The following is a 22,900-nucleotide window of genomic DNA, read 5'->3' as shown; positions in this document are numbered from 1 at the left end:
GGAGGTTGGGCCAGATAGGGCCAGATTGCCTGGGCCCCGCCGGGCGGTCGGCTTTGGTTTTCAGGACGTTAAGGGCGCACGAATGGCGACGGCACAGACCCCCGCAATGGCAAACCTCCACACGGGCGAGCACGGCCACGACCAGGCCAGTCCCGGCGAGATCGCCATCGGCGTCATCATCGGCCGTACCTCGGAATTCTTCGACTTCTTCGTCTTCGCGATCGCCTCGGTGATCGTGTTTCCGCGGCTGGTTTTTCCGTTCGCGAGCGAGCTGACCGGGACCCTCTATTCCTTCATGGTCTTCGCGCTGGCCTTCATGGCCCGTCCGATCGGCACCGTCATTTTCATGACGATCGACCGGGAATACGGCAAGACGGCCAAGTTGATCTCGGCGCTATTCCTGCTCGGCACCGCCACCGTCGCGCTCGCGTTCCTGCCCGGATATCAGGAGATCGGCGTCGCCGCGATCTGGCTGCTGGCGCTGGCGCGCATCGCGCAGGGTCTGGCCTGGGGCGGCGCCTGGGACGGCATGGCTTCGCTGCTGGCGCTGAATGCGCCGGCCTCGCAGCGCGGCTGGTACGCGATGGTGCCGCAGCTCGGCGCCCCGCTCGGGTTGATCGTGGCGAGCGCGCTGTTCGCCTATTTCGCCGGCCTCCTCTCGGCCGATGACTTCTTCGACTGGGGCTGGCGCTATCCGTTCTTCGTCGCCTTCGCCATCAATGTCGTCGCGCTGTTCGCGCGTCTGCGCATGGTGACGACGGAAGAATACGCTACGCTATTCGAGACCCGCGAACTCCAGCCGGCGCGGATCTCAGAGACGGTCGCGCGCGAAGGCCAGAACATCATGCTAGGGGCCTTTGCGCCGCTGGCGAGCTTCGCGCTGTTTCACATGGTCACGGTGTTCCCGCTGTCCTGGGTGTTCCTGTTCACCCACGAAAGCCCGGTGCGCTTTTTGATCATCGAGATCGTCGCCGCCGTGTTCGGCGTCGCCGCGATCGTGGCCTCCGGCATCATTGCCGACCGCGTCGGGCGCAAGTCGCTGCTGATGGGATCGGCGATCGCGATCGCAGTCTATAGCGGCTTCGCGCCGCAGCTGCTCGACGCCGGCGCGTTCGGCGAGACCATCTACATGGTGATCGGCTTCATCCTGCTCGGCCTGTCCTTCGGCCAATCCTCCGGTGCTATCGCCTCGAACTTCCGGCAGGCCTATCGCTATACGGCCTCGGCGCTGACCTCCGACATGGCCTGGCTGTTCGGCGCCGGCTTCGCCCCGCTGGTCGCACTGCTGCTCGCCACCAATCTTGGCGTCATCGCCTCGGGTGCGTATCTGCTGTCCGGCGCGTTCTGGACCCTGCTCGCGCTCTGGCTCAGCGGCCAGCGCGAGGCGGGGGACATGGACGCAGGGCGCTGATCACGCAGCGCATGCAGGGTGGGCAACGGCGCTGGTGGCGCCGGGCCCACCTCTAGGCATCACCCCTCCCGCTGCCGCAACAGCGCTTCGACATCCAGCCGCTTGGTGAACATCGCGAGCTTCCCGTCAGGCCCGAACGGCCATTGCTCCCGCGGCTTGTCCCAATACAGCTCCACGCCGTTCTGGTCGGGATCACGCAGGTAAAGCGCCTCGCTGACGCCATGGTCGCTGGCGCCATCGAGCGCAATCCCGGCCGTGAGCACCCGATGCAGCGCATCCGCCAGCGCAGGGCGCGTCGGAAACAGGATCGCGGTGTGATAGAGCCCGGTCGCATCAGGCGGCGGCGGTGAGCCGCCCTTGCTCTCCCAAGTGTTGAGCCCGATGTGGTGGTGATAGCCGCCGGCCGCGATGAAGGCCGCCCCCGAGCCCATCCGCTGCATCAGCTCGAAGCCGAGCACGCCGCAATAGAAGCCGAGCGCACGATCGAGATCGGCGACCTTAAGGTGGACGTGGCCGATCCTGGTGCCGGCAGGAATGGTGGGGCTTTGCGACATGTGAATGCTCCCTCGAAAACACGCACGTAAGCCCCGCTTCGAGCCAGTGCTATGGCCAAACTCGAAACCCATCGTTTCTGAATGGGAAACTAAGCCAGCTCCGACACCTCGCCCTCGGGCAGGCCGAACTCGAACGTGTTCAGCGTCATCGACACCAGCGTGTAGTAGCCGCACAGCCCGATGACCTCGACGACGCCGCGCTCGCCGAGCAGCTTGACCGCTTCGTCGTAGAGACCTTTCTCGACGCCGTGGCCCTCGTGCAGCGACTTCGCGAGATCGTAGATCATCTTCCCCATGGGATCGTCGAAGTCGGGGGTGCGGCGGTCGCGGATCGCATCGATGATCTCGCCCTTCATGCCGCCGGCGAGCGCGAGGCGCTTGTGCGCGTACCATTCGTAATGCGCGGTCCAGTGCCGCGCCGTCACCAGGATCGCGATCTCCGACAGCTTGGCCGGGAAGATCGTGTCGAAGCGCATGACCTCGCCGAGCCGCGTGGCGTGCCGGGCCATCTCGGGACTATTGAGCCAAGCCATCATCGGAGGCGGCGGCTTGCCGCGCTTGCCGGCGATCGACTCGTCATAGGTCTGCCGCTGGCTCTCGTTCATTTCGCCAGGCGAAAGAAGTTTTAGGCGCATTGTCGTTTCCTCTTTGTTTTCAAGGCTCGCCGCAGCAATGACTATACCCGATAAGTGGTTGAATTCCGCGGGGGCTTGGCCCAGACTCGCTGGCAACAATTCGAATGTTGGGTGATGGAAACGACCAATGACCGATCTCAAAACCAGCGATTCTGAATCCGCCGATCTCGAAACATTCCGCAACGAGACCCGCGCCTGGCTGGAGGCCAATTGCCCGCCGGAGATGCGCAAGCCCGCAACGTCGGACGCCGACGTGTTCTGGGGTGGACGCAATGCAAAATTCTCGTCCGAGCCGCAGCGCATCTGGTTCGAGCGCATGCGCGACAAGGGCTGGACCGTGCCGGATTGGCCGCGGGAATATGGCGGTGGGGGCCTGAGCGCGGCCGAGCACAAGGTGCTGCGTGCGGAGATGGCGCGGATCGGCGCGCGGCCGCCGCTGTCGAGCTTCGGCATCTGGATGCTTGGGCCGGCGCTCTTGAAGTACGGCAACGAGGCCCAGAAGAAGGAGCATCTGCCGAAGATCGCCGCGGGCGAGATCCGCTGGTGTCAGGGCTATTCCGAGCCGAACGCCGGCTCCGACCTCGCCTCGCTCCAGACCCGCGCCGAGAGCGATGGCGACGACTTCATCATCAACGGCCAGAAGATCTGGACTAGTTACGCCAATTACGCCGACTGGATCTTCTGCCTGGTCCGCACCGACCCGACCGCAAAGAAGCATGACGGCATCAGCTTCATCCTGTTCGACATGGCCTCGAAGGGCGTCTCGACCAAGCCGATCCTGCTGATCTCGGGCTACTCGCCGTTCTGCGAGACCTTCTTCGACAATGTCCGCGTGCCGAAGTCGCATGTCGTCGGCACCATCAACCGCGGCTGGGACGTCGCGAAATATCTGCTCCAGCACGAGCGCGCGATGATCTCGGGGATGGGCGAGCGCGGCGTCGGCCGGCCGCTCGGCCAGATCGCGGCCGATTCCGTCGGCACCGATGGGCAGGGCAGGCTCGACGACGCCATGCTGCGCGGTAGAATCGCGACCTTCGACGTCGATGAGGCCGCGCTGGCGGCCTGCGCCGAGCGCGCGGTCGATCTCGCCAAGGCCGGGCAGGCGCATCCGGCGTTCTCCTCGGCGATGAAATATTACGGCACCGAGCTCAACAAGCGCCGCCACGAGATCCTGATGTCGGCGGGCGGCGTCGATGCGCTGGAATGGGAGAGCGAGCGCTCCAGGCAGGGCGCGCGCCCGCGCGCCTGGCTGCGCACCAAGGCCAACTCGATCGAGGGCGGCACGTCCGAGGTCATGCTCGGCATCGTCGCCAAGCGCATCCTGGATCTGCCGGGGGCGTGAGGTTTCCGTCATTCCGGGGCGCGACGAAGTCGCGAGGCCGGAATCCAATTCATCCTCCCCCTCTGCCGCCCGATGGATTCCGGGCCTGCGCCTGCGGCGCATTCCGGAATGACGAACCAGATAGATTTCGAATCGGAAACACGCATATGGCCCTCGTCCTCACCGAAGAACAATCCATGCTCCGCGACTCCGCGCGCGGGCTGATCAGCGACAAGGCGCCGGTGTCGCACCTGCGCCACTTGCGCGACAGCAAGGACCCCACCGGCTTCTCCAAGGATCTTTGGCATTCCTTCGCCGAGATGGGGTTTGCCGGCTTGCTCGTGCCGGAAGAGTTCGGTGGCAGCGGTCTCGGTTTCGTCGAGGCCGGAATCATCATGGAGGAGATCGGCCGCACCTTGATGCCATCGCCCTTCCTCGCGACGTCAGTGGTGGCGGCATCAGTGCTGACCCGCGGCGGCAATGCCGCGCAGAAATCGGAATATCTGTCGAAGATCGCGAACGGCTCGCTGCTCGCGACGCTCGCGATCGACGAGGGCGCCAAGCATCGCCCGCTGCAGACCAGCCTCAAGGCTGTGCGCGCCGGCAACGGCTTCAAGCTCTCCGGTGCCAAGGCGCTGGTGATCGACGGTCATGTCGCCGATCTCCTCATCGTCGCCGCGCGCACCGCGGGCTCTGCCGGCGAACGCGAGGGCCTGACGCTGTTCCTGGTCAACCCCAAGGCCAAGGGCGTTGCGATCGAGCGCACCATCATGGTCGATGCGCACAATGCGGCGCGGATTGAATTCGCCAATGTCGAGGTCACCGCCGACAGCGTGCTCGGCGAGGTCGACCAGGCGGCCGGCCTGCTCGATGGCGTGCTCGACATCGGCCGCGGTGCGGTCGCCGCCGAAATGGTCGGTCTCAGCGACGAGGTGTTTGGCCGCACCGTCGAGTATCTGAAGAGCCGCAAGCAATTCGGCAAACTGATCGGCGAATTCCAGGCGCTGCAGCATCGCGCCGCCGAGCTCTACATCGACATCGAGATCACCCGTGCCGCCACCATGAAGGCGCTGCAGGCACTGGACGCCGACATTGCCAAGGCCGCACCCGCCGTCGCCGTCGCCAAGGCGCGCGCCGGCACCACCGCCACGCGCGCGGTGCAGGAAGGCGTGCAGATGCACGGCGGCATGGGCATGACCGACCAGTTCGACATCGGCTTCTTCATGAAGCGCGCCCGCGTCTGCGAGGAGTTGTTCGGCGATGCGAACTATCACACCGAGCAGTTGGCCAGGTCGCGGGGTTATTGAGATGCCCTCGTAGGGTGGGTTAGCACTGCAGAAGCGCGAAGCGCATCTGCAGTGCTAACCCACCATCTTCGTCCGGCAAACGCGGAAGCATGGTGGGTTACGCCGAGCAATTGCGCTTAGCGCAATTGCAAGGCTAACCCACCCTACGACGTTCGCCGGAGACACCCCTTACCGCATCGGCGGTGCGTACTGCACGCCGCCTGCGTTCCACAGCTGGTTCATGCCGCGCGGGATCTTCAGCTTCGACTTCTCGCCGATGTTGCGATCGTACATCTCGCCGTAATTGCCGACGTGGCGGATGATGCGCGCGGCCCAGTCCTTGGTGAGGCCGAGCTGCTCGCCGTAGCGGCCTTCGGTGCCGACGAGGCGCATCACCTCCGGCTTCTTCGACTTCAAGGCCTCGTCGATGTTCTCCGAGGTCACGCCGAGCTCCTCGGCGTTGATCATCGCGTAAAGCGTCCACTTCACGATCATCATCCAGTCGTCGTCGCGCTGGCGCACCACGGGGGCGAGCGGCTCCTTGGAGATCATGTCCGGCAGGATCATGTGGTCGCCGGGCTTCGTCAGGTTCAGCCTGAGAGCATAGAGCTGAGAAACGTCGGCGGAGAACGTGTCGCACTTGCCGGTGTCGTACGCCTTCACCACGTCGTTGAGGTTATCGAACTTCACCTCTTCATACTTCATGTTGTTGATGCGGAAGTAATCGGCGACGTTGAGTGTCGTCGTGGTTCCGTTCTGCACGCAGACCTTGCTGTCTGCCAGGTCGAGCGAGGTCTCCTTGTTGCGCGTGCGCGGCACCATGAAGCCGACGCCGTCGTAATAGGCCACGGCCGGGAAATACAAATCGTAGTCGAGCTCGCGCGCCATGCTCCAGGTCGTGTTGCGCGAGAGGATGTCCACCTTGCGGCTCTGCAGCTCCTTGAAACGCTCGTTGGCGTCGAGCGGAACGAACTTCGCCTTGCCGGGGTCGTTGAAGATCGCAGCGGCCACCGCGCGGCAGAAATCGACGTCGAAGCCGGTCCAGTTGCCCTTGTCGTCGGGGATCGAGAAGCCCGGCAGGCCCTTGTTGACGCCGCACAGCACCTCGCCGCGGCGAACCGTGCGCCTCAGGGTGCGGGTGTCGTAAAACTCGTAAATGATCGCGCCGATGGCGACCAGCACGGCGATGGCGACCCCGATCAGCAGGCCGCCACGAAAAGTGCGCATCATGTTGCTCTCTCGAAAAATCGGGAAAAGGAATCAGGCGAGGACGGAGTGCATGATCCGGATCCGGACGACCGCGTTGGCGCAAGGCACGCTGCGGCCGTCCGAAGAATCATGCCGGGATCATGAACCTTAGAGCTCGGGCTTCTGCCGGATGACCACCTTGGTGCCGACAGGGACGCGATCGTAGAGGTCGGCGACGTCGGCGTTGACCAGGCGGAAGCAGCCGGACGACACCTTGGTGCCGATCGTGTCGGGTCGGTTGGTGCCGTGGATGCGGTAGACGGTGGTGCCGAGATACATGGCGCGGGCCCCCAGCGGGTTGCCCGGGCCGCCGGCCATGAAGCGCGGCAGATAGGGCTGGCGCTGGATCATCTCCGGCGGCGGTGTCCAATCCGGCCACTCCTTCTTGTTGGTGATGGTCACCAGCCCCTGCCACTGGAAACCGTCGCGGCCGACGCCGATGCCGTAGCGGATGGCGCGCCCGCCGGGCTGCACCAAATAGAGGTGACGTTCGGCCGTCGAGACGATGATCGTGCCCGGCGGCTCGGTGGTGCGGAAGTAGACCACCTGCTTCTGCCATTCCGGCTCGAGCTGGTATCCGTCATCGGCGATCAGGCCCGGCTCGTCGCCGCGGTCCGGCTGCTGGGCGAAGGCGTGCGGCGTGGACAGGACCAGTCCCATCGCAGCCACGAAAATCCCGGTCAGGCGACGAAAATTCGTCATTTCAAGCTCTCCCCGCTGCCACAGCGCAAATCATTCGGAACCATCAAACCTGAGGGGCAAGTTCATGGCAAGTTGATGGCGCGCCGTCCTGGCATGTCACGAGAATGCTTTGGTTTTTTGACGGGCCCGGCGCAATGCCACGAACAGGGGATGGCGCGAAAAGCATAGGATGTGCGGCTGGGCGGGGTGCGCTCCCTTCCCCGCTTGCGGGGGAGGGTTGGGGAGAGGGTGCTTCCGCAATGGGACACTCCCCCAGAGGATAGAACCCTCACCCGCCGCTACGCGGCGACCTCTCCCGCAAGCGGGAGAGGCTTAGATCGAACGCGTGGTGAGATCGAGGCCGACAATTTGCGCCAGCTAGATCTTGTTGCTCTCCGCCGGGATCCCGAGCCGCCGCACGATCTCCGCCGCGACGGCGCGGGCTTCGACGCGCGAGCCGATGCGGGGGCTGCGAAACCGCCGCCCCGAATGCAGCCGGATCACCACGATGCAATGCTCGTCCTCGGAGCGGCCGCGGCGCTCGACCGTGATCGTTTTCACGTCGGGTCCGGCGATGCGGTCGGCGCGCAGGCTGCCGTCGCCCCACAGGCGCTCGACGCGAATATCGTTCGGCCCGATGATCCAGAACGCGCCGGTCGCAAGGTTGGCATAGCGATAGACGGCGAATGCGGCGATCGCGCCCAGCGGCAGCAGCAGGATATCGACATGGCTCGGCGAGAGGCCGCGCCACAGCTTGTAGGCATAGGGGGCCGCGGACAAAGCCACCGCGATCAGTGCGACGATGCGGATCTCCCGTGCAGGAAACGCCTCGAGAGGCTCGCCGAGATGCATCTCGGGATTGCTGGCATCGAGCGGGTTGCTCGGCGCCTCGACATTGGGAACGTCGAAATGCGCCGCGATCCACGCCACGGTGTCGCGGACATGGGTGACATCGGAAATCGGCGGCGAGGTCAGCCGCTCGCCCGAGGCCAGGGTGAAGACGAGCTGGAAGCGGGCCTTCACCCGCTTGCTGCCGGGGACCTGTAGCGCGGCGATCTCGTCCTTGCCGACGAGGCGCGTCCGGAGCTTTCCGAACGGCCGCTGCCGGCCGATCAGGATCTCGTCCGGCGTGATGATCCACACCACCGCCGGCGCCATCATGATGCCGACGACGAATCCGGCTCCCACCAGCAGCGCCACCGTCGATATCGTGATTTCCAGGAGGTCCTGCGTGAACAGACCCGGCGTGAAGCAGAGCGCAACGGCAGCCGCACAGCCGGCCACGACCAGCCGCTGCGCGATCGAGGAACCTTCACGAAGGCGGATGTCGGTGCTGGTGGTCGCGTCCATTGCGGGGGCTGATTGCGTCGGTTGCGAAACTCCACGGACGGCTCCGTGGAGTCAAGCAACAAGGGCGACAATTGAAGCCCGCCGCGCGATGACCGTGCGGCGTCAGCTGCTCGCGTTCAGCAGCTTGGCCACCGTGCGGTCGATCTCGTCATAGCTGCCTTCGCCGGCGTGCTGGAACACGATCTTGCCGCTCTGGTCGACGATGTATTGCGCCGGCCAATATTGATTGCGATAGGCGCTCCAGGTTTTGGACTCATTGTCCTGCGCCACCGGATAGGTGATGCCATGGCGCTTCAGCGCGGCCTGCACGTTGGCGGCGGAGCGCTCGAACGGGAATTCCGGCGTGTGCACGCCGACCACGACGAGGCCTCGATCCCGGTACTTGGCGTAGAGGCCGGTGACATGCGGCAGCGTGTTGACGCAGTTGACGCAGCCATAGGTCCAGAAATTGACCAGCACGACCTTGCCGCGGAGATCGGCGATATGAAGCGGCTTCGAGTTGAACCAGTTGGTGATGCCGGTGAAGTCGGGCGCGGCCTGCTGGTTCGCGGCGGCGGTGACGACAGGCGCGGCGCGTGCGGCCTCGTCGCAGATGCCGGGGATCACGACGCCGGTCACTGTGATGCCGATCAGTGCAGCAGACATTGCGAGCAGCTTGAGAGTCATGGAAAGTGTCCTCCGGTGAAGATGAGGGGGATCACAGGCCGATCTGGCCGGTGGGGTAGAAGCCGGTGAGCCACGCCACGATCAGCGTGTCGTATTGAAAATAGGCGGCGACCGCGAAGCCGATCACGACGACGCCAAAGCCCTGCTGCAGCCGCGGTGAGATCCGGGCCAGGCTGCGTACGCGCGTGGTCGCGGCCTGTCCGCCGTAGGCTATTCCCAGCATCGGGATCGCAGCGCCAATGGCATAGGCGACCAGCAGCGTGCCGGCCCAGGCAACGTTCTTCGACGTCGCCACCAGCGTCAGGATCGAGCCGAGCACGGGCCCTGCGCAGGGCGTCCAGACCAGTCCCAAGGTGGTGCCGAGGATCAGCCCACCGAGCGCGCCCTCGCGCTGTGTGGCGCCGATGTTGCCGAGATCGAGCCAGCCGTTGATCCGGAGCGACAGCCATTCGAACGGCGCCGGCCACAGCATCAACAGGCCGAAGCCGAGCAGCAGGACCGCTGCCGCCTCGCGCAGCACGTTCGGATCGAAATCGAAGGCCCGCGTGATCGCGCCGAGCGCCAGCGCGACCATCGAGAAGGAAAAGACGAAGCCGAGCGCGATCATCGCGGGTCGCAGATGCCCCGCGCGCCCGATCGAGGCGCCGAGCAGGATCGGCAACATTGGCAGCGTACAGGGCGCCGCGATGGTGAGGATGCCGGCGAGGAGAGCAAAGAGCAGGTCGAGCATGAGGCACTCGTGAGGGAGGTCACGAGGGCTGTTCGCGTGCGGTGGGGCGGTCGTTACGCAGCGTCACGGCTTCGTGACGGGGGCTGTTGCTTTGCAGAGCACGGTGGCCGCGGGCTCCCGCCTCTCCCGCTTGCCGGAGAGGCCGGCGCACTCGCAGAGTGCGGCGGGTGAGGGTTCTTTCCTCTGGGGGGAGTGCCCCGTTGCGGAAACACCCTCTCCCCAGCCCTCCCCCGCAAGCGGGGGAGGGAGCGCACCGACCGCGGAGCCGGCAACCACTCAGGCCCAAATAAAAACGACCCGGACGGGGCATCGTCCGGGTCGCTGGAGGTCTTGGGAGGTTTAACGAAACCGTATGGGAGCTTTATAGAAGGGAAGTTTTTCCGCCTGATGTTGTCGTTTGTTTCAATTGTTTCGTCAGTGGTAACGCTTCCGTGTCCGGGGAGAGGGCCAAAACGGAGGTCCTATCCCCTTGAAAACATTGTTGTTAAGCGGCGAAACGGTCGACGCCGGCGCCCTTAAGCAAATCGGCGAGTTGCTTGCGAGCATAGAACATCCGCGTCTTCACCGTGCTCTGGGGGATGCCGATGATCTGGCCGACCTCCTCCACCGACTTCTCTTGGTAATAGACGAGGTTGATGATCTCCCGATGCGCCGGCGACAGCTTCTGCACGCAGGCGCGCAGGATGGCGCTGGTGTCGCTGCGGTCGAGCGAGGTCTCCGGCGTGTCGCAACCATCAGGGATCTGACGCACGTCCTCCTGATCGATGTCCTCAAAGCGGCGCTGGCGCATCGCGGTCAGCGCCTTGAAGCGGGCGATCGAGAGCAGCCAGGTGGACACCTGCGAGCGGCCCTGGAATTGGCCGGCGGTCCGCCACACGTCCAGAAACACCTGGCTGACCAGATCTTCCGCCGTGGTGGCGTCGCGCACGATGCGCAGGATGAATCGGTACACCCGTACATTGTGCCGGCAGTAAAGGATGTGCATGGCCGTCCGGTTGCCGTCGGCAATGCTTGCGAGGAGCATGTCGTCCGAGGTCGCCTGAGCGGCAATGATGCTCTGGCTGGCTTGGGCGTTGATGGCAATGACGTTCGGCATGGACTTGGCTCCCCGTAGCGCCGCAACCGAGCGGCGTTTCCTTGGGTCAAAGTGTTAATGAGCCAACGTTTCGGGACGTCTGCACGAAAAGCGGAAAATGGTTTCGTGCGCCGTCAAATTGTTTCGCCGGACAGGGTGCGACGAAACATTCGGGGCAAAAAACCTTGTGATTTCAACGTACGGAAAATACGGGGGTGGGGATTCGGGGCCGGACGGGCGCGCCGCGGAACGAATTTAGGAGGATTGCGTTTGGTCGCGCCGCACCTACCGCTGTCGTCCCGGGGCGATAATCTCGTAGCCCGGATGAAGCGCAGCGAAATCCGGGGCAACTCCATCCGCGGCTACAGCACCCCCGGATTGCGCTGTGCTCCATCCGGGCTACGGCAGAGCGGGTTGTGCCGCTCGCCCTACGCCTTCTCGCCCTGCGGCGAGAACAGATAGCCGCCGCCGCGGATGGTGCGGATTACGGCAGGCTTGGCCGGGTCGGGCTCGATCTTGCGGCGGATGCGCATGATGCGCAGATCGACCGCGCGGTCGAAGGCTTCGGCGTCGCGGGCGTTGGCAAGCTCGAGCAGGCGCTCGCGCGACAGCACGCGCTTCGGATTGGCCGCGAACACCTTGAGCAGCCCGAACTCGGATGCGGTCAGCGGATGCTCGTTGCCCTCGTCGTCGCGCAAGGCCTGCGCTTCGAGGTCGAGCCATTTGGTGCCGAAGCGCACCAGCTGCTCCTTGTCCGACTTCGCCGCCGGCGCCTCTGCCGCCTTGGCCGGTCCGCTCCGCCGCAGCACCGAGCGGATGCGCGCCATCAGCTCGCGCAGCTCGCAGGGCTTCGCCACGTAATCGTCCGCGCCGAGCTCGAGGCCGACGACGCGGTCGATCGGGCTCGCGGTCGCCGTCAGCATGATGACGGGCACGTTGATGCGGCTCTTGAGGTCGCGGATGATCGAGAGCCCGTCTTCCTCGGGCATGTTGAGGTCGAGCACGACGAGATCGGGCATGCTGCCCTGGATCGCGGCGCGCAAGGACTTGCCGCCGTCGCACAGCGTCACGGTGAAGCCGTGCATCTTGAGGTAATCGCCGACCATCTCCCGGGCCGGAGCCTCATCGTCGACGATCATGATGTGCTGGCTTTGGGTCATGGGCTTTGCATCATGGGCTTTGCATCACGGGCTTTGGCATCACGGCGCTTCAGTCGCAGGGAGGGTGATGGTGAAGGTCGAGCCCTTGCCGGGGCCCTCGCTCTCGGCGGTCACCTCGCCGCCGTGCATGTCGATGATACGCTTGACGATGGAGAGCCCAAGTCCCGTCGAGCTCTCCCCGGCAGTCGGCTTGGCCGACAGCCGCTGGAACCGGCCGAACAGCCGGCCGAGGTCCTCCGGCGACAGCCCGGCGCCCTCGTCGCTGACGCTGACGATGGTGTCGCTGCCCTCGTGGATCACGGTGACGTCGATCTTGCCGCCGATCGGCGAGTATTTGATGGCGTTGCTGATGAGATTGTCGATCGCCTCGCGGATGCGGTCGGTGTCGCACATGGTGACGATGTTGGGCGGCGCGGTGACGCTGATCGCCTGCTGCTTGTTGACCGCGAGCGGCTGGTTGGCCTCGGCGACTTCCTTGACCAGGGCGGCGACGTCGACCGGCTCGCGGCGGATGGTGATGTCGAAGGCATCGGCCATCGCGTCCGAGATCAAATGATCGACCATCGTGGTCAGGCGCTTGGTGGCGTCGCGGATGTGGTCGACCTGGGCGACGACCCCGCTTTCCGAGGCGCCGGTCGAGATCAGCTCCTTGAGCATCTCGGTGCGGCCGAGAATGACGCCGAGCGGGTTCTTCAGGTCGTGCGCGACGGTGCCGAGAATCTCGTTCTTGAAGCCGTTGGCGCGCTGCAGCCGCAGCCATTGCGCCGAGAGGCGGCGGTTGGCCTGCATCAGGGCGCGGGTGCGCTGGGCGACGCGGTCCTCCAGCTGGGTATTGGCGTCCTGCAGCTGCTGGTAGAGGATGACGTTGTCGAAGGCGATCGAGAGCCTGGAGGAGAAGATCTCGACCAGCGAACGGTCGGTCTCCGACAGCTCGCGCTCGGCCTGGAGGAGCACCACGACCTCGCGGCCCGATCCGGTGCGCAAATAGATCACGCTCCGGTGGTCGGCGAATTCGTTCTTGCGGCGCTGGAACGCGGCCTCCACCATCTCGCGCAGCTCGGGGTCGAGCGCCTTCGATGAGGTGGTGCCGATGAAGCGGCTGTAGCAGCCGCTGCCGGCGAGCACCGAGAGCTCGGGGTCGATGCCGCCATTGTCGCGCAGCACCAGGATGCCGGCGCAGTCGACGTTGAGCAGCGAAGCGAGCTGGGTCAGGACGCCCTCAGCGAGCCGCTGCATCGACTTGAAGTCGTACAGCGTGGACGCCGCGTCGATGATGATCTCCAGCCCGCGCCGGGTCTGCACCATGCGCTCAAGCTGCTGGTAGGAGCGCAGCGCCGCGGTCAGCGAGGTGAACAGCTTGTCGGCGGTGAGCTCGGTCTTGGCCTTGTAGTCGTTGATGTCGTACTGCACGATGACGCGCCGCTCCGGCGCCTGGCCGGGCTGGCCGGTGCGCAGGATGATGCGCACGGTCTCGTTCCGGATCTCGTTGCGGATGAACTCGACCAGCTCGAGGCCGGCGACGTCGGTCTCCATGATGACGTCGAGCAGCACGGCGGCGACGTCGCGGTGCTCGGCCATCAGCTTGCGCCCTTCGGCCGCGGAATAGGCCGACAGGATCTCCAGGCTCTGGCCGTTCAGGCTGTAGTCCGACAGCGCGAAACGCGTACCGTCATGCACGGCCGGATCGTCATCGATGACGGCGATCTTCCATTTCCGGGCGTTGCTGTCCTCCGACGCGGTACCGGTGTCGTCGATCAGGTGGAGGACATCGTCCTGTTCGGCCATTGCGAAGATCCGTCACTTTCTGTGCTTTGCGCGCCGCCCTTGGCGACGCGGGGCATGATAATGCGAAAAGTAGTGCCTTGTCCCAGCTTGGATTCCAGCATCATCCGGCCGCCGAGCTGCTGGGTGACGAGGTTATAGACGATATGAAGGCCAAGTCCCGTGCCGCCTTCATTGCGCCGGGTGGTAAAGAAAGGGTCAAAGGCCTGGCGCTGCACGTCCGGGGTCATGCCGGCCCCGTCGTCGGAGAAGCTGATCTCGATGTCCTCGGTGCCGCGCGGCCGCGCCGAGATCGCGATCCGGCCGGCGCGGCCGTCGGCGAAGGCGTGGTTGGCGGCGTTGAGGAAGAGGTTGGTCAGGATCTGGCCGTAGGAGCCGGGATAGCCGTCGAGCAGCAGCCCCTCGGGGACATCGACCTCCAGCGTGATCGGCGAGCGCTTCAGCACCGGCTTGAGGCTGGCGATGATCTGGTCGGTAGCTTCGCTGAGCGAGAACTGCCGCCGCTCGGCATGGGAGCGGTCGACCGCGACCTGCTTGAACGACTGGATCAGCTCGCCGGCGCGGGTCAGGTTGGCGACGAGCTGCTGCGAGGCGTCGCGCGAGGACTGCACGAATTCCTCCAGCTGTGAGCGGCGCAGGCCGCCCTCGCCCTTGAGCTGGGCTTCGAAAATCTCGGTGCGCCGGGCAAAGCTCGAAGCCACCGTCAGGCTGATGCCGATCGGGTTGTTGACCTCGTGCGCGACGCCGGCAACCAGGCCGCCGAGCGCGGCCAGCCGCTCGGCGTCGATCAGGTTCTGCTGCGCGGTGTTGAGCTCGAGCAGGGCGCTCTCGGCCTTTTCCTTGGACGCGCGCAGCTCGTCCTCGGTCCGGCGTTTGGCGATCGCGTTCTCGCGGAACACCTCCACCGCGCGCGCCATGGCCCCGACCTCGTCGCGCGCTTTCGTGCCCTGCACCTCGCGGTCGAGGTCGCCGAGCGTGATCGCCCGCATCGCGGACATGATCTGCTGCAGCGGCAGGCGGATCGACAGCGCGATCAGGACGCCCGCGGTGAGGATGATGCCGAGGAAGATCACCGCGATCGACAGCACCCTGCGTGAGATATCCGCCAGCGTGCGGTCGAACACCTCCTGCGCCTTCTGCTCGCGCTGGCGCATCTTGGTCGAGAGGTCGTCGATGGCGCCGATCGCCTCGGCCTGGCTGGCGTCGATGGTGTTGCGGAGCAGCTCGGTGCGGCTCGCAAGCTGCTCGGAGAGTTTTGCAAAGCCCTCGCGAAGTGCGGCGGTGCGGGCCGCGAGCCGCCGCAAGGCCATCTTCTGCAGGTCGTTGTCGGCGAGATCGATCATGACCGGGATGGTCCTCTCGATCGTCTCGGTATGGCGGCGCGCGTCGTCGGCGGCGCCCGACGACTGCGACAGGTAATAGGAATTGGCCGCGACCAGCATCGCGGTGAAGGCTTCGCGGGATTTGCCGAGCGAGGGCCAGATCAGCGCGTCGCGATGGCCGGTGGCACCCTCGATGATGGAGTAGAGTCCCGCCATGTCCCTGGCCGGGCCCTGCACCTGCTCCTCATAGGTCTTGGCGATGGTGGACTGCACGCTGCGCAGCTCGCCGAAGCCGTTGAGGAAGCGGTCGGTGGTGCGCTCCAGCTCCTCGACCGACCCTGATAGCATCGGGTCCTTGGCGGCGCGGTTGGTCAGCGTGCCCAGCACCGCCTCGCGCAGCAACAGGATCTCGGCGAACAGGTCCGGACTCGGCTGGTTGATGTAGCGGTGGATCAGGTTCTGCAGCCGCCCGGTCTCGCTTTCGAGCAGCGCCAAGATCCGGTCGGACTCGCGCACCTGGCGCACATCGTCCCAGGCCGAGCCGAGCACCTTGGCGCCGTTCCAGATCATCGCCACCAGCACCACGACCACGGCGGAGTTCAGCGCGGCGATCGACAGGATGCGCCAGCGGATCGGCACCGCCCGTAAGAGGCCGACGATGCGCGCGCGCAGCTGCCCGATCGGGCCGGGTGGCTTGTCCGCGTGATCGCTATGTCCAAGCGCAGCCAACAGGCCTCACTCCACCTTGCGAATCCGTTCGATCAGCGCGGCCGCCGCGGGGTCGCGCGCGGCCTTGGCGTAGATTGCGGCCATGGCGTCCTCGAACGGCTTGCGGTCGATGTCCCTGATGATGGTCACGCCGGCTTCCTGCGCTTTGCGCTGCGACTGTTCCTCGAGGTCGCGCCACTTCTCGCGCATGAACCGGCTGGAGCGCTGCGCGGCCTCCTTAAAGATCGTCTGCTCCTCCGCCGACAGGCTGTTCCAGGCCTTCAGAGAGATCACCAGCACCTCCGGGCTCATCGTGTGCTCGGTCAGCGTGTAATGGCCGGCATGCTTGTAATGGTTCGTGGTCACGAAGGATGGCCAGTTGTTTTCGGCGCCGTCGATCAGATGGTTGGCAAGCCCGGTGAGCACCTGCCCGTAGGGCAGCTCGACCGGTTCGGCGCCGAGCGCGCGCATCATCTGGCTCATCAACTCCGACTGCTGCACGCGGATCCGCAATCCCTTGAGGTCCGCGATGGTCTTCACCGGGCGGACCCCGTTATAGATCGAGCGCGCACCCGAATCGTAGAAGGCGAGCCCGACGAAGCCGTAGGGCTCGAAGCTACCGAGGATCTCGCTGCCGACAGGTCCGTCCAGCACCTTCTGCATGTGCTCGATGGACCGGAACAGGAACGGCATCGCCAGCACGTTCATCGCCGGGACGAAATTGCCGATCAGGGCGACATTGGTCCGGTTGAGGTCGATCGCACCGGCCCGGGTCTGCTCGATCGTCTCCTTTTCCTCCCCGAGCTGGCGGGAGTGGAACACCTTGATCTCGTGGCGGCCCTTGGTGCGCTCGGCGATCAGGGCGCCCATGTAGCGCAGCGCCTGGACGGTCGGGTAATCTTCGGCCTGGGTGTCGGCGGCGCGAAATTCGCGCGCAACCGCACTCGTCGCGCGCATGCTCGACGAGACTGCGGCAAGCAGAAGCGCGACGAAGACCACCCCGGTCCGCGAGAGTTCGGCACGGCTCAACACTGGCACACTCAACCCCTCAGTGGTGGAGTCTATGGCGGAAGGAAAAGGTTCAATGCAATCTAAAGCGTTTTCAAGCGAAGTGGATACCGGTTCGCGTAAAGAAAACCCGTCAAATTAATAATTTAGAACCCGTTCCGATCGGAACGGGGCTCCAGCAGAAGTTAAGGGAAGCCCCATCCCGTCCCCGGCCAGCGGGCTGATTGTGCGGCGCGGCCGGCGTTCATTCCCGGTTGAAACGGCCACTGCCGGGCCTTAAGCAGGACAGCCGCCACGTCGACCGCGGCCTGGGAAGAGCCATCCTGATGTCAGCCTTGCGCCTTTTGCAGCTCGTTGCCGCCTTTGCGGCCCTCGCATTGGCCGCCCCTGCGCGGGCTGCCACCGAGATCGCCTGGTGGCACGCCATGTCCGGCGAGCTCGGCCGGCAGCTGGAAAAGCTCGCCGCCGACTTCAACGCCTCGCAATCCGATTACCGCATCGTGCCCGTCTACAAGGGCAATTACACCGAGACGGTGACGGCGGCGATCTTCGCCTTCCGTTCGCGCACCCAGCCCGCCATCGTCCAGGTCAACGAGGTCGCCACCGCCACCATGACCGCGGCCAAGGGCGCGATCTATCCGGTGTTCAGCCTGATGCGGGACCAGGGCGAGCCGTTCTCGCTCAGTGATTATCTGCCCGCGGTCTCCGGCTATTACACCGATGCGGCCGGCAATCTGTTGTCCTTTCCGTTCAATTCCTCGACGCCGATCCTCTATTACAACAAGACCATGTTCCGCGACGCCGGCCTCGATCCGGAGGCGCCGCCGAAGACCTGGCCGGAACTGGGAGCGGTCGCCAAGCGCCTGCGCGACCGCGGCGCTGCTTGCGGCTTCACCACGTCCTGGCCGTCCTGGATCCATGTCGAGAATTTCGCCGCCTTCCACAATCTGCCGCTGGCCACCCGCACCAACGGCTTTGCAGGCCTCGATGCGGAATTGACCATCAACAATCCGATCGTGGTCAAGCACGTCGGCCAGCTTGCCGAGTGGCAAAAGACAAAACTGTTCGACTATAGCGGCCGCGGCCAGTCGGCCGAGCCGCGATTCCAGAAAGGCGAATGCGGCATCTTCATCGGCTCCTCGGCCACGCGGGCCGACATCAAGGCGAATTCGAAGTTCGAGATCGGCTACGGCATGATGCCCTATTGGCCCGACGTGAAGGGCGCGCCGCAGAACTCGATCATCGGCGGCGCCACGCTGTGGGTGCTGCGCGACCGTCCGCGCGAGGAATACAAGGGCGTGGCGCGCTTCTTCGCCTATCTGTCCCAGCCCGGCGTGCAGGCCGCCTGGCACCAGAACACCGGCTATCTCCCCGTGACCCGCGCCGCCTTCGAGCTGACGCGCTCGCAAGGCTTCTACGAGCGCAATCCGGGCTCGGCGATCTCGTTCGAGCAGATCACGCTCAATCCGCCGACTGAGAACTCCAAGGGCATCCGGCTCGGCTCCTTCATCCTGATCCGCGGCGTGATCGAGGACGAGCTCGAGCAGGCCTTCGCCGGCCACAAGAGCGCGCAATCAGCACTCGATTCCGCCGTCGAGCGCGGCAACAAGCTCTTGCGCCAGTTCGAGCGCGCCAGTCCGGACAGGTAGGGTGGCTGCGCTGCGAATGAAGCTTGATGTTGGCGCGCACGATCTTTCCACCGCGTCATGGCCGGGCTTGTCCCGGCCATCCACGCCTTGCCACGCGGTACGAAGAACGTGGATGCCCGGGACACGCCCGGGCATGACGAACTCAAACGCATAAAGCACGCGATGTCGCTGACATTGCCTCACCTCGCCGACGCCGCAAGCTTCCGCGCTTTCCGCTCCGCGTCCACGCAATGGCTGCCGATCGCCCTCGACATCGCACGTAGCCATGGCCTCGATGCCGGCTCGCCGCATGTGTTTGCGACCGGCACCAATCTCGTGGTCGGCCTCGGCGAGACGCTGATCCTGAAGATCTTTCCGCCGCTGCTCGCAGCGCAATTCGTCTCGGAGCGCGCGTCGCTGGCGCAGCTCAAAGGCCGTCTGCACCTGCCGATCCCCGAGATCGTCGCGGAGGGGATGCGCGACGGCTGGCTCTATCTCGTCATCACGCGCCTTGCCGGCACGCTGGGTTCGGAGGTCTGGCCATCACTGCCGGAGCCGCAGAAGGAGCGGCTGCTGCGCCAGATCGGCGAGACCATTGCGAGCGTGCAGCGCGCGCCGCTTGGACCGCTCGCGCATATCGAGCCGCGCTGGGACGCGTTCTTGCGCCGGCAGATGCAGGCTTGCCGCGCGCGGCACGAGCGTCTCGGCCTCGCACCAAAATTCCTCGAGGGCCTCGACGACTTCCTGCGCGATGCCGCAAAGCTGATCCCGATGGACGCGCCGCCGGTGATCCTGATCGGTGAATACATCCCCGAGAACTTTCTGCTCGCCTGTGACGACGGCCAATGGTCGCTCGGCGGCCTGTTCGATTTCGGCGACGTGCTCACGGGGTGGCGCGATTACGATCTGCTCGGCCCCAGCGCCTTCATGGCGGCGGGCCGTCCGGGCAGAGTGAATAGCCTGCTCGAAGGCTTTGGCTATACGACACTGGATTTTACCCTCAAGCGCCGCCTGATGGCCCTGATGCTGCTGCACCGCGCCAGCGACCTGAACAGCCACATCTGCATCGAGGGCTGGCAGGAGCGGGCGGATGATCTGGTTGAGCTGCAGGAGTTGATCTGGCCCAACTGAGTGCCCCCTCCGTCATTCCGGGGCGCCGCGCAGCGGCGAGCCCGGAATCCATTGTGCCGCGCGTTCTGCCGCCCGATGGATTCCGGGTTCGATGCTGCGCATCGCCCCGGAATGACTCTGGGGGCAGGGGCGAGCGCCGGCGGCTGCCTCCATAATGATCCCTCAAGTCGATCAGCCTAAGTTTTACGCAATTGTGCGTCTTTGTATGCAATTGCGCGTTGCGGTGCAGAGTGCTGAGAACAGGAATAATTTGTGATATCAGCGGCTTAGATGGACTTTAGTCTTCCGTTAAGCCTTGGCACAAACCTTGCGAATCCAGTTCCAGCTAAAAACTTTGTGTTGGAGCGATTTCATGAAGCGCCGCGATTTCCTCAAATCCGTTTCCGGGTTGGCCGCTGGCGCGGCGCTCCCGGCCATGCCGTCCGTGATCTCCCCGGCCAAGGCCGATGCCCGCTCGGAGACCTTGCTGATCGTTTCCGAAGGCGGCCCGAACAATCTCGACATCCATGGCATCGGCACCAACGTGCCCGGCTATGAAGTCTCCTGGAATTGCTACGACCGCCTGATCAGCCACGAGATGAAGAGCGGTCCCGGCGGCGTGCCCTATTACGACCGCGACAAGTTCAAGGGCGAGCTCGCCGAGGATTTCAAGGTCGACGACATGTCGGTCACCTTCAAGCTGAAGAAGAACGCCAAATTCCACGACGGCGCGCCTGTTACCGCGAAAGACGTGAAATGGTCGCTCGACCGCGCCGTCAGCGTCGGCGGCTTCCCGACCTTCCAGATGAGCGCGGGTTCGCTCACCAAGGCCGAGCAATTCGTCGTGGTCGACGATCACACCGTGCGCGTCGACTTCCTGAAGAAGGACAAGCTGACGATCCCCGATCTCGCCGTGATCGTGCCCTGCATCGTCAATTCCGAGCTGGTGAAGAAGAATGCCAGCGAGAAGGATCCCTGGGGCCTCGAGTTTACAAAACAGCAGACCGCCGGCTCCGGCGCCTACAAGGTGACGAAGTGGACCGCCGGCACCGAAGTGATCATGGAGCGCAATGAGGATTGGGTCGGCGGTCCGCTTCCCAAGATCAAGCGCGTGATCTGGCGCATGGTGCCGCAGGCCGGCAACCGCCGTGCACTGCTCGAGCGCGGCGATGCCGACATCTCCTATGAGCTGCCGTTCAAGGATTTCCAGGAGATGAAGGCGAACGGCAAGCTCAACGTGGTGTCGCTGCCGTTCTCCAACGGCATCCAGTATATCGGCATGAACGTCACCAAGCCGCCGTTCGATAACGTCAAGGTGCGACAGGCCATCGCCTATGCGTTGCCGTACCAGAAGATCATGGACGCCGTGCTGTTCGGTCTCGGCAATCCCATGTTCGGCGCAAAGGACAAGGCCACCGAAGTCGCCTGGCCGCAGCCGCACAAGTACAACACCGACATGGAGAAGGCGAAGGCCCTGCTGGCTGAAGCCGGTTACGCCAACGGCTTCGAGACCACGATCTCGTTCGATCTCAACTTCGCCGGCGTCAACGAACCGCTCTGCATCCTCGTGCAGGAGAGCCTCGCCCAGCTCGGCATCAAGACCACCATCAACAAGGTGCCAGGCGCCAACTGGCGCACCGAGCTCAACAAGAAGGAGATGCCGCTGTTCACCAACGTGTTCTCGGGCTGGCTCGATTACCCCGAGTACTTCTTCTACTGGTGCTATCACGGCAACAACTCTGTCTTCAACACCATGAGCTACAAGTCGGCGGCGATGGACAAGTTCATCGACGGTGCGCGCACGGCGGCCGCCACCGGCGACAAGGCCGCTTACGATGCCGACGTGAAGGGCTTCGTCGATCTCGCCTTCGCCGACGTCCCGCGCATCCCGCTCTACCAGCCCTTCGTCAACGTCGCGATGCAGAAGAACATCAGCGGCTACCAATACTGGTTCCACCGCAGGCTCGATTATCGCGCGATGGCGAAGGGGTAAGGGGTCATGAGTGAGGTGCGCACGCCTCTCTCATTCCCTCTCCCCTTGTGGGAGAGGGTGGCTCGCCGCGTAGCGGCGAGACGGGTGAGGGGTAGCCACGAACTCCGATCTCGTTTGTCGCTACCCCTCACCCCAACCCTCTCCCACAAGGGGAGAGGGGGCGCAGCGGCGCAAGCCGTGCGAGCTTGTTCCCAATCGGAATGCGGAAGGAGGTTGCTATGCTGACCATGATCGGCAAGCGCCTGATGTTCGCGATTCCCTCGCTGATCGGCGTCGTCATCGTCACCTTCCTGCTGACGCGCGCGCTGCCGGGCGATCCCGCGGCATACTTCGCCGGCCCCGCCGCGACCAAGGAAGCCGTCGAGCAGATCCGGAAAAAACTCGGCTTGGACAAGCCGCTGGTCGAACAGTTCTTCCGCTATGCCAACGATCTCGCGCACGGCGATTTCGGCAACTCGCTGACGACGGGCCAGCCGGTCGCGACCGAGATCCGCAACCGCCTGCCGGCCTCAGCCGAGCTGACGCTGCTCGGCCTGTTCGTGTCCGTTGCGATCGCCATTCCGCTCGGCGTGCTGGCGGCAACGCGGCCGGGATCATGGATCGACCATCTCTGCCGGGTCACGACCACGGCCGGCGTGTCGCTGCCGGTGTTCTTCACCGGCCTCGTGCTGGTCTATGTCTTCTACTTCCGGCTCGGCTGGTCGCCGGCGCCGCTCGGCCGTCTCGACGTGTTCTACAGCGCGCCGCCGACGGTGACAGGCTTCTATCTGATCGACACCCTGATCGCGCGCGATCTCGAGGCGTTCCGCTCGGCGCTGAGCCAGCTCATTCTTCCCGCAACGACGCTCGCAATCTTCTCGCTGGCGCCGATCGCGCGCATGACGCGCGCGTCGATGCTCGCGGTGCTCGCATCCGAATTCGTCCGCACCGCGCGCGCCAGCGGCCTGTCGCCGGCAACCGTGATCGTCACCTACGCGTTCCGCAACGCGATGCTACCGGTCATCACCACGCTCAGCATGGTGTTCTCGTTCCTGCTGGGCGCCAACGTGCTGGTCGAGAAAGTGTTCGCATGGCCGGGCATCGGCTCCTACGCGGTGGAGGCGCTGATCTCCTCGGACTTCGCGCCGGTGCAGGGTTTCGTGCTGACCATGGCGGTGATGTACGTGCTGCTCAATCTGATCATCGACATCTTGTACGGCGTGATCGACCCGCGCGTGCGGTTGGAGGGCTAG

The 22,900-nt window shown here is 64.8% G+C and carries 19 protein-coding genes; 7 read left to right on the top strand and 12 right to left on the bottom strand.

What is annotated here, in order from left to right:
• Nucleotides 1–82: 82 nt before the first annotated feature.
• A complete protein-coding gene (locus tag I6F36_RS18780) occupies nt 83–1,411 on the top strand; it encodes an MFS transporter (protein WP_225140617.1) in 1,329 nt (442 codons plus the stop codon).
• 59 nt (nt 1,412–1,470) lie between these two features.
• On the opposite strand, the gene I6F36_RS18775 is transcribed toward I6F36_RS18780, so the two are convergent.
• Together I6F36_RS18775 and I6F36_RS18770 are read right to left on the bottom strand one after the other, a co-directional pair.
• Nucleotides 1,471–1,965 (bottom strand): VOC family protein, encoded by a 495-nt coding sequence (locus I6F36_RS18775; RefSeq protein WP_109142145.1) that lies wholly within the window; start codon nt 1,963–1,965, stop codon nt 1,471–1,473.
• Nucleotides 1,966–2,054: 89 nt separating this feature from the next.
• Complete coding sequence (locus tag I6F36_RS18770) at nt 2,055–2,600, bottom strand: carboxymuconolactone decarboxylase family protein (RefSeq protein ID WP_036001930.1); 546 nt, start codon at nt 2,598–2,600, stop codon at nt 2,055–2,057.
• Nucleotides 2,601–2,727: 127 nt separating this feature from the next.
• On the opposite strand from I6F36_RS18770, the gene I6F36_RS18765 reads away from it, so the two are divergent.
• Nucleotides 2,728–3,942: an acyl-CoA dehydrogenase family protein gene (locus I6F36_RS18765; protein ID WP_225171930.1), complete on the top strand. Its 1,215-nt coding sequence runs from the start codon at nt 2,728–2,730 to the stop codon at nt 3,940–3,942.
• A gap of 146 nt (nt 3,943–4,088) precedes the next feature.
• Nucleotides 4,089–5,228, top strand: coding sequence for an acyl-CoA dehydrogenase family protein (locus tag I6F36_RS18760; protein WP_225171929.1), 1,140 nt, complete (start codon nt 4,089–4,091; stop codon nt 5,226–5,228).
• A 168-nt stretch (nt 5,229–5,396) separates the two neighbouring features.
• On the opposite strand, the gene I6F36_RS18755 is transcribed toward I6F36_RS18760, so the two are convergent.
• The 10 genes from I6F36_RS18755 to I6F36_RS18710 all read right to left on the bottom strand — a co-directional run bounded on the left by I6F36_RS18755 (nt 5,397) and on the right by I6F36_RS18710 (nt 16,967).
• Nucleotides 5,397–6,434 (bottom strand): amino acid ABC transporter substrate-binding protein, encoded by a 1,038-nt coding sequence (locus tag I6F36_RS18755; RefSeq protein ID WP_036001959.1) that lies wholly within the window; start codon nt 6,432–6,434, stop codon nt 5,397–5,399.
• A 129-nt stretch (nt 6,435–6,563) separates the two neighbouring features.
• The gene (locus I6F36_RS18750; RefSeq protein WP_036001920.1) at nt 6,564–7,157 is read right to left on the bottom strand and encodes a L,D-transpeptidase; all 594 of its coding nucleotides are present in this window, start codon (nt 7,155–7,157) and stop codon (nt 6,564–6,566) included.
• 357 nt (nt 7,158–7,514) lie between these two features.
• Nucleotides 7,515–8,486 (bottom strand): hypothetical protein, encoded by a 972-nt coding sequence (locus I6F36_RS18745; protein WP_225171928.1) that lies wholly within the window; start codon nt 8,484–8,486, stop codon nt 7,515–7,517.
• Between the two features lie 102 nt (nt 8,487–8,588).
• Nucleotides 8,589–9,152, bottom strand: coding sequence for a thioredoxin family protein (locus I6F36_RS18740; protein ID WP_225171927.1), 564 nt, complete (start codon nt 9,150–9,152; stop codon nt 8,589–8,591).
• A 31-nt stretch (nt 9,153–9,183) separates the two neighbouring features.
• Nucleotides 9,184–9,882: a cytochrome c biogenesis CcdA family protein gene (locus tag I6F36_RS18735; RefSeq protein ID WP_225140621.1), complete on the bottom strand. Its 699-nt coding sequence runs from the start codon at nt 9,880–9,882 to the stop codon at nt 9,184–9,186.
• A gap of 484 nt (nt 9,883–10,366) precedes the next feature.
• Entirely contained in the window at nt 10,367–10,978 is a 612-nt protein-coding gene (locus I6F36_RS18730) for a sigma-70 family RNA polymerase sigma factor (RefSeq protein ID WP_225171926.1), read from the bottom strand.
• A gap of 407 nt (nt 10,979–11,385) precedes the next feature.
• A complete protein-coding gene (locus I6F36_RS18725; RefSeq protein WP_036001902.1) occupies nt 11,386–12,117 on the bottom strand; it encodes a response regulator in 732 nt (243 codons plus the stop codon).
• 39 nt (nt 12,118–12,156) lie between these two features.
• Nucleotides 12,157–13,902 carry a DUF3369 domain-containing protein gene (locus I6F36_RS18720; protein WP_225128430.1) on the bottom strand — a complete coding sequence of 582 codons (1,746 nt, stop codon included), beginning with the start codon at nt 13,900–13,902 and terminating at the stop codon, nt 12,157–12,159.
• Nucleotides 13,872–15,902 carry an ATP-binding protein gene (locus I6F36_RS18715; protein ID WP_225128589.1) on the bottom strand — a complete coding sequence of 677 codons (2,031 nt, stop codon included), beginning with the start codon at nt 15,900–15,902 and terminating at the stop codon, nt 13,872–13,874. The genes I6F36_RS18720 and I6F36_RS18715 overlap by 31 nt, the downstream gene beginning before the upstream one ends.
• A 54-nt stretch (nt 15,903–15,956) precedes the next feature.
• On the bottom strand, nt 15,957–16,967 hold the full coding sequence (locus tag I6F36_RS18710) for a TRAP transporter substrate-binding protein (protein WP_057028609.1): 1,011 nt from the start codon (nt 16,965–16,967) through the stop codon (nt 15,957–15,959).
• A 296-nt stretch (nt 16,968–17,263) separates the two neighbouring features.
• Here I6F36_RS18710 and ugpB point away from each other — a divergent pair, with 296 nt between their 5' ends.
• The 4 genes from ugpB (at nt 17,264) to I6F36_RS18690 (ending at nt 22,900) form a co-directional block, all read left to right on the top strand.
• Nucleotides 17,264–18,586, top strand: a complete 1,323-nt coding sequence (ugpB, locus tag I6F36_RS18705; protein WP_225128432.1) for a sn-glycerol-3-phosphate ABC transporter substrate-binding protein UgpB — start codon at nt 17,264–17,266, stop codon at nt 18,584–18,586.
• 162 nt (nt 18,587–18,748) lie between these two features.
• Entirely contained in the window at nt 18,749–19,696 is a 948-nt protein-coding gene (locus I6F36_RS18700) for a phosphotransferase (protein ID WP_225128433.1), read from the top strand.
• Between the two features lie 352 nt (nt 19,697–20,048).
• Nucleotides 20,049–21,668 carry an ABC transporter substrate-binding protein gene (locus tag I6F36_RS18695; RefSeq protein WP_225128434.1) on the top strand — a complete coding sequence of 540 codons (1,620 nt, stop codon included), beginning with the start codon at nt 20,049–20,051 and terminating at the stop codon, nt 21,666–21,668.
• A gap of 218 nt (nt 21,669–21,886) precedes the next feature.
• The gene (locus I6F36_RS18690; protein ID WP_225128435.1) at nt 21,887–22,900 is read left to right on the top strand and encodes an ABC transporter permease; all 1,014 of its coding nucleotides are present in this window, start codon (nt 21,887–21,889) and stop codon (nt 22,898–22,900) included.

This window comes from Bradyrhizobium sp. BRP19, assembly GCF_020194195.1.
GTDB lineage: Bacteria > Pseudomonadota > Alphaproteobacteria > Rhizobiales > Xanthobacteraceae > Bradyrhizobium > Bradyrhizobium yuanmingense.
This window is presented reverse-complemented; position numbering and strand designations above follow the sequence as displayed.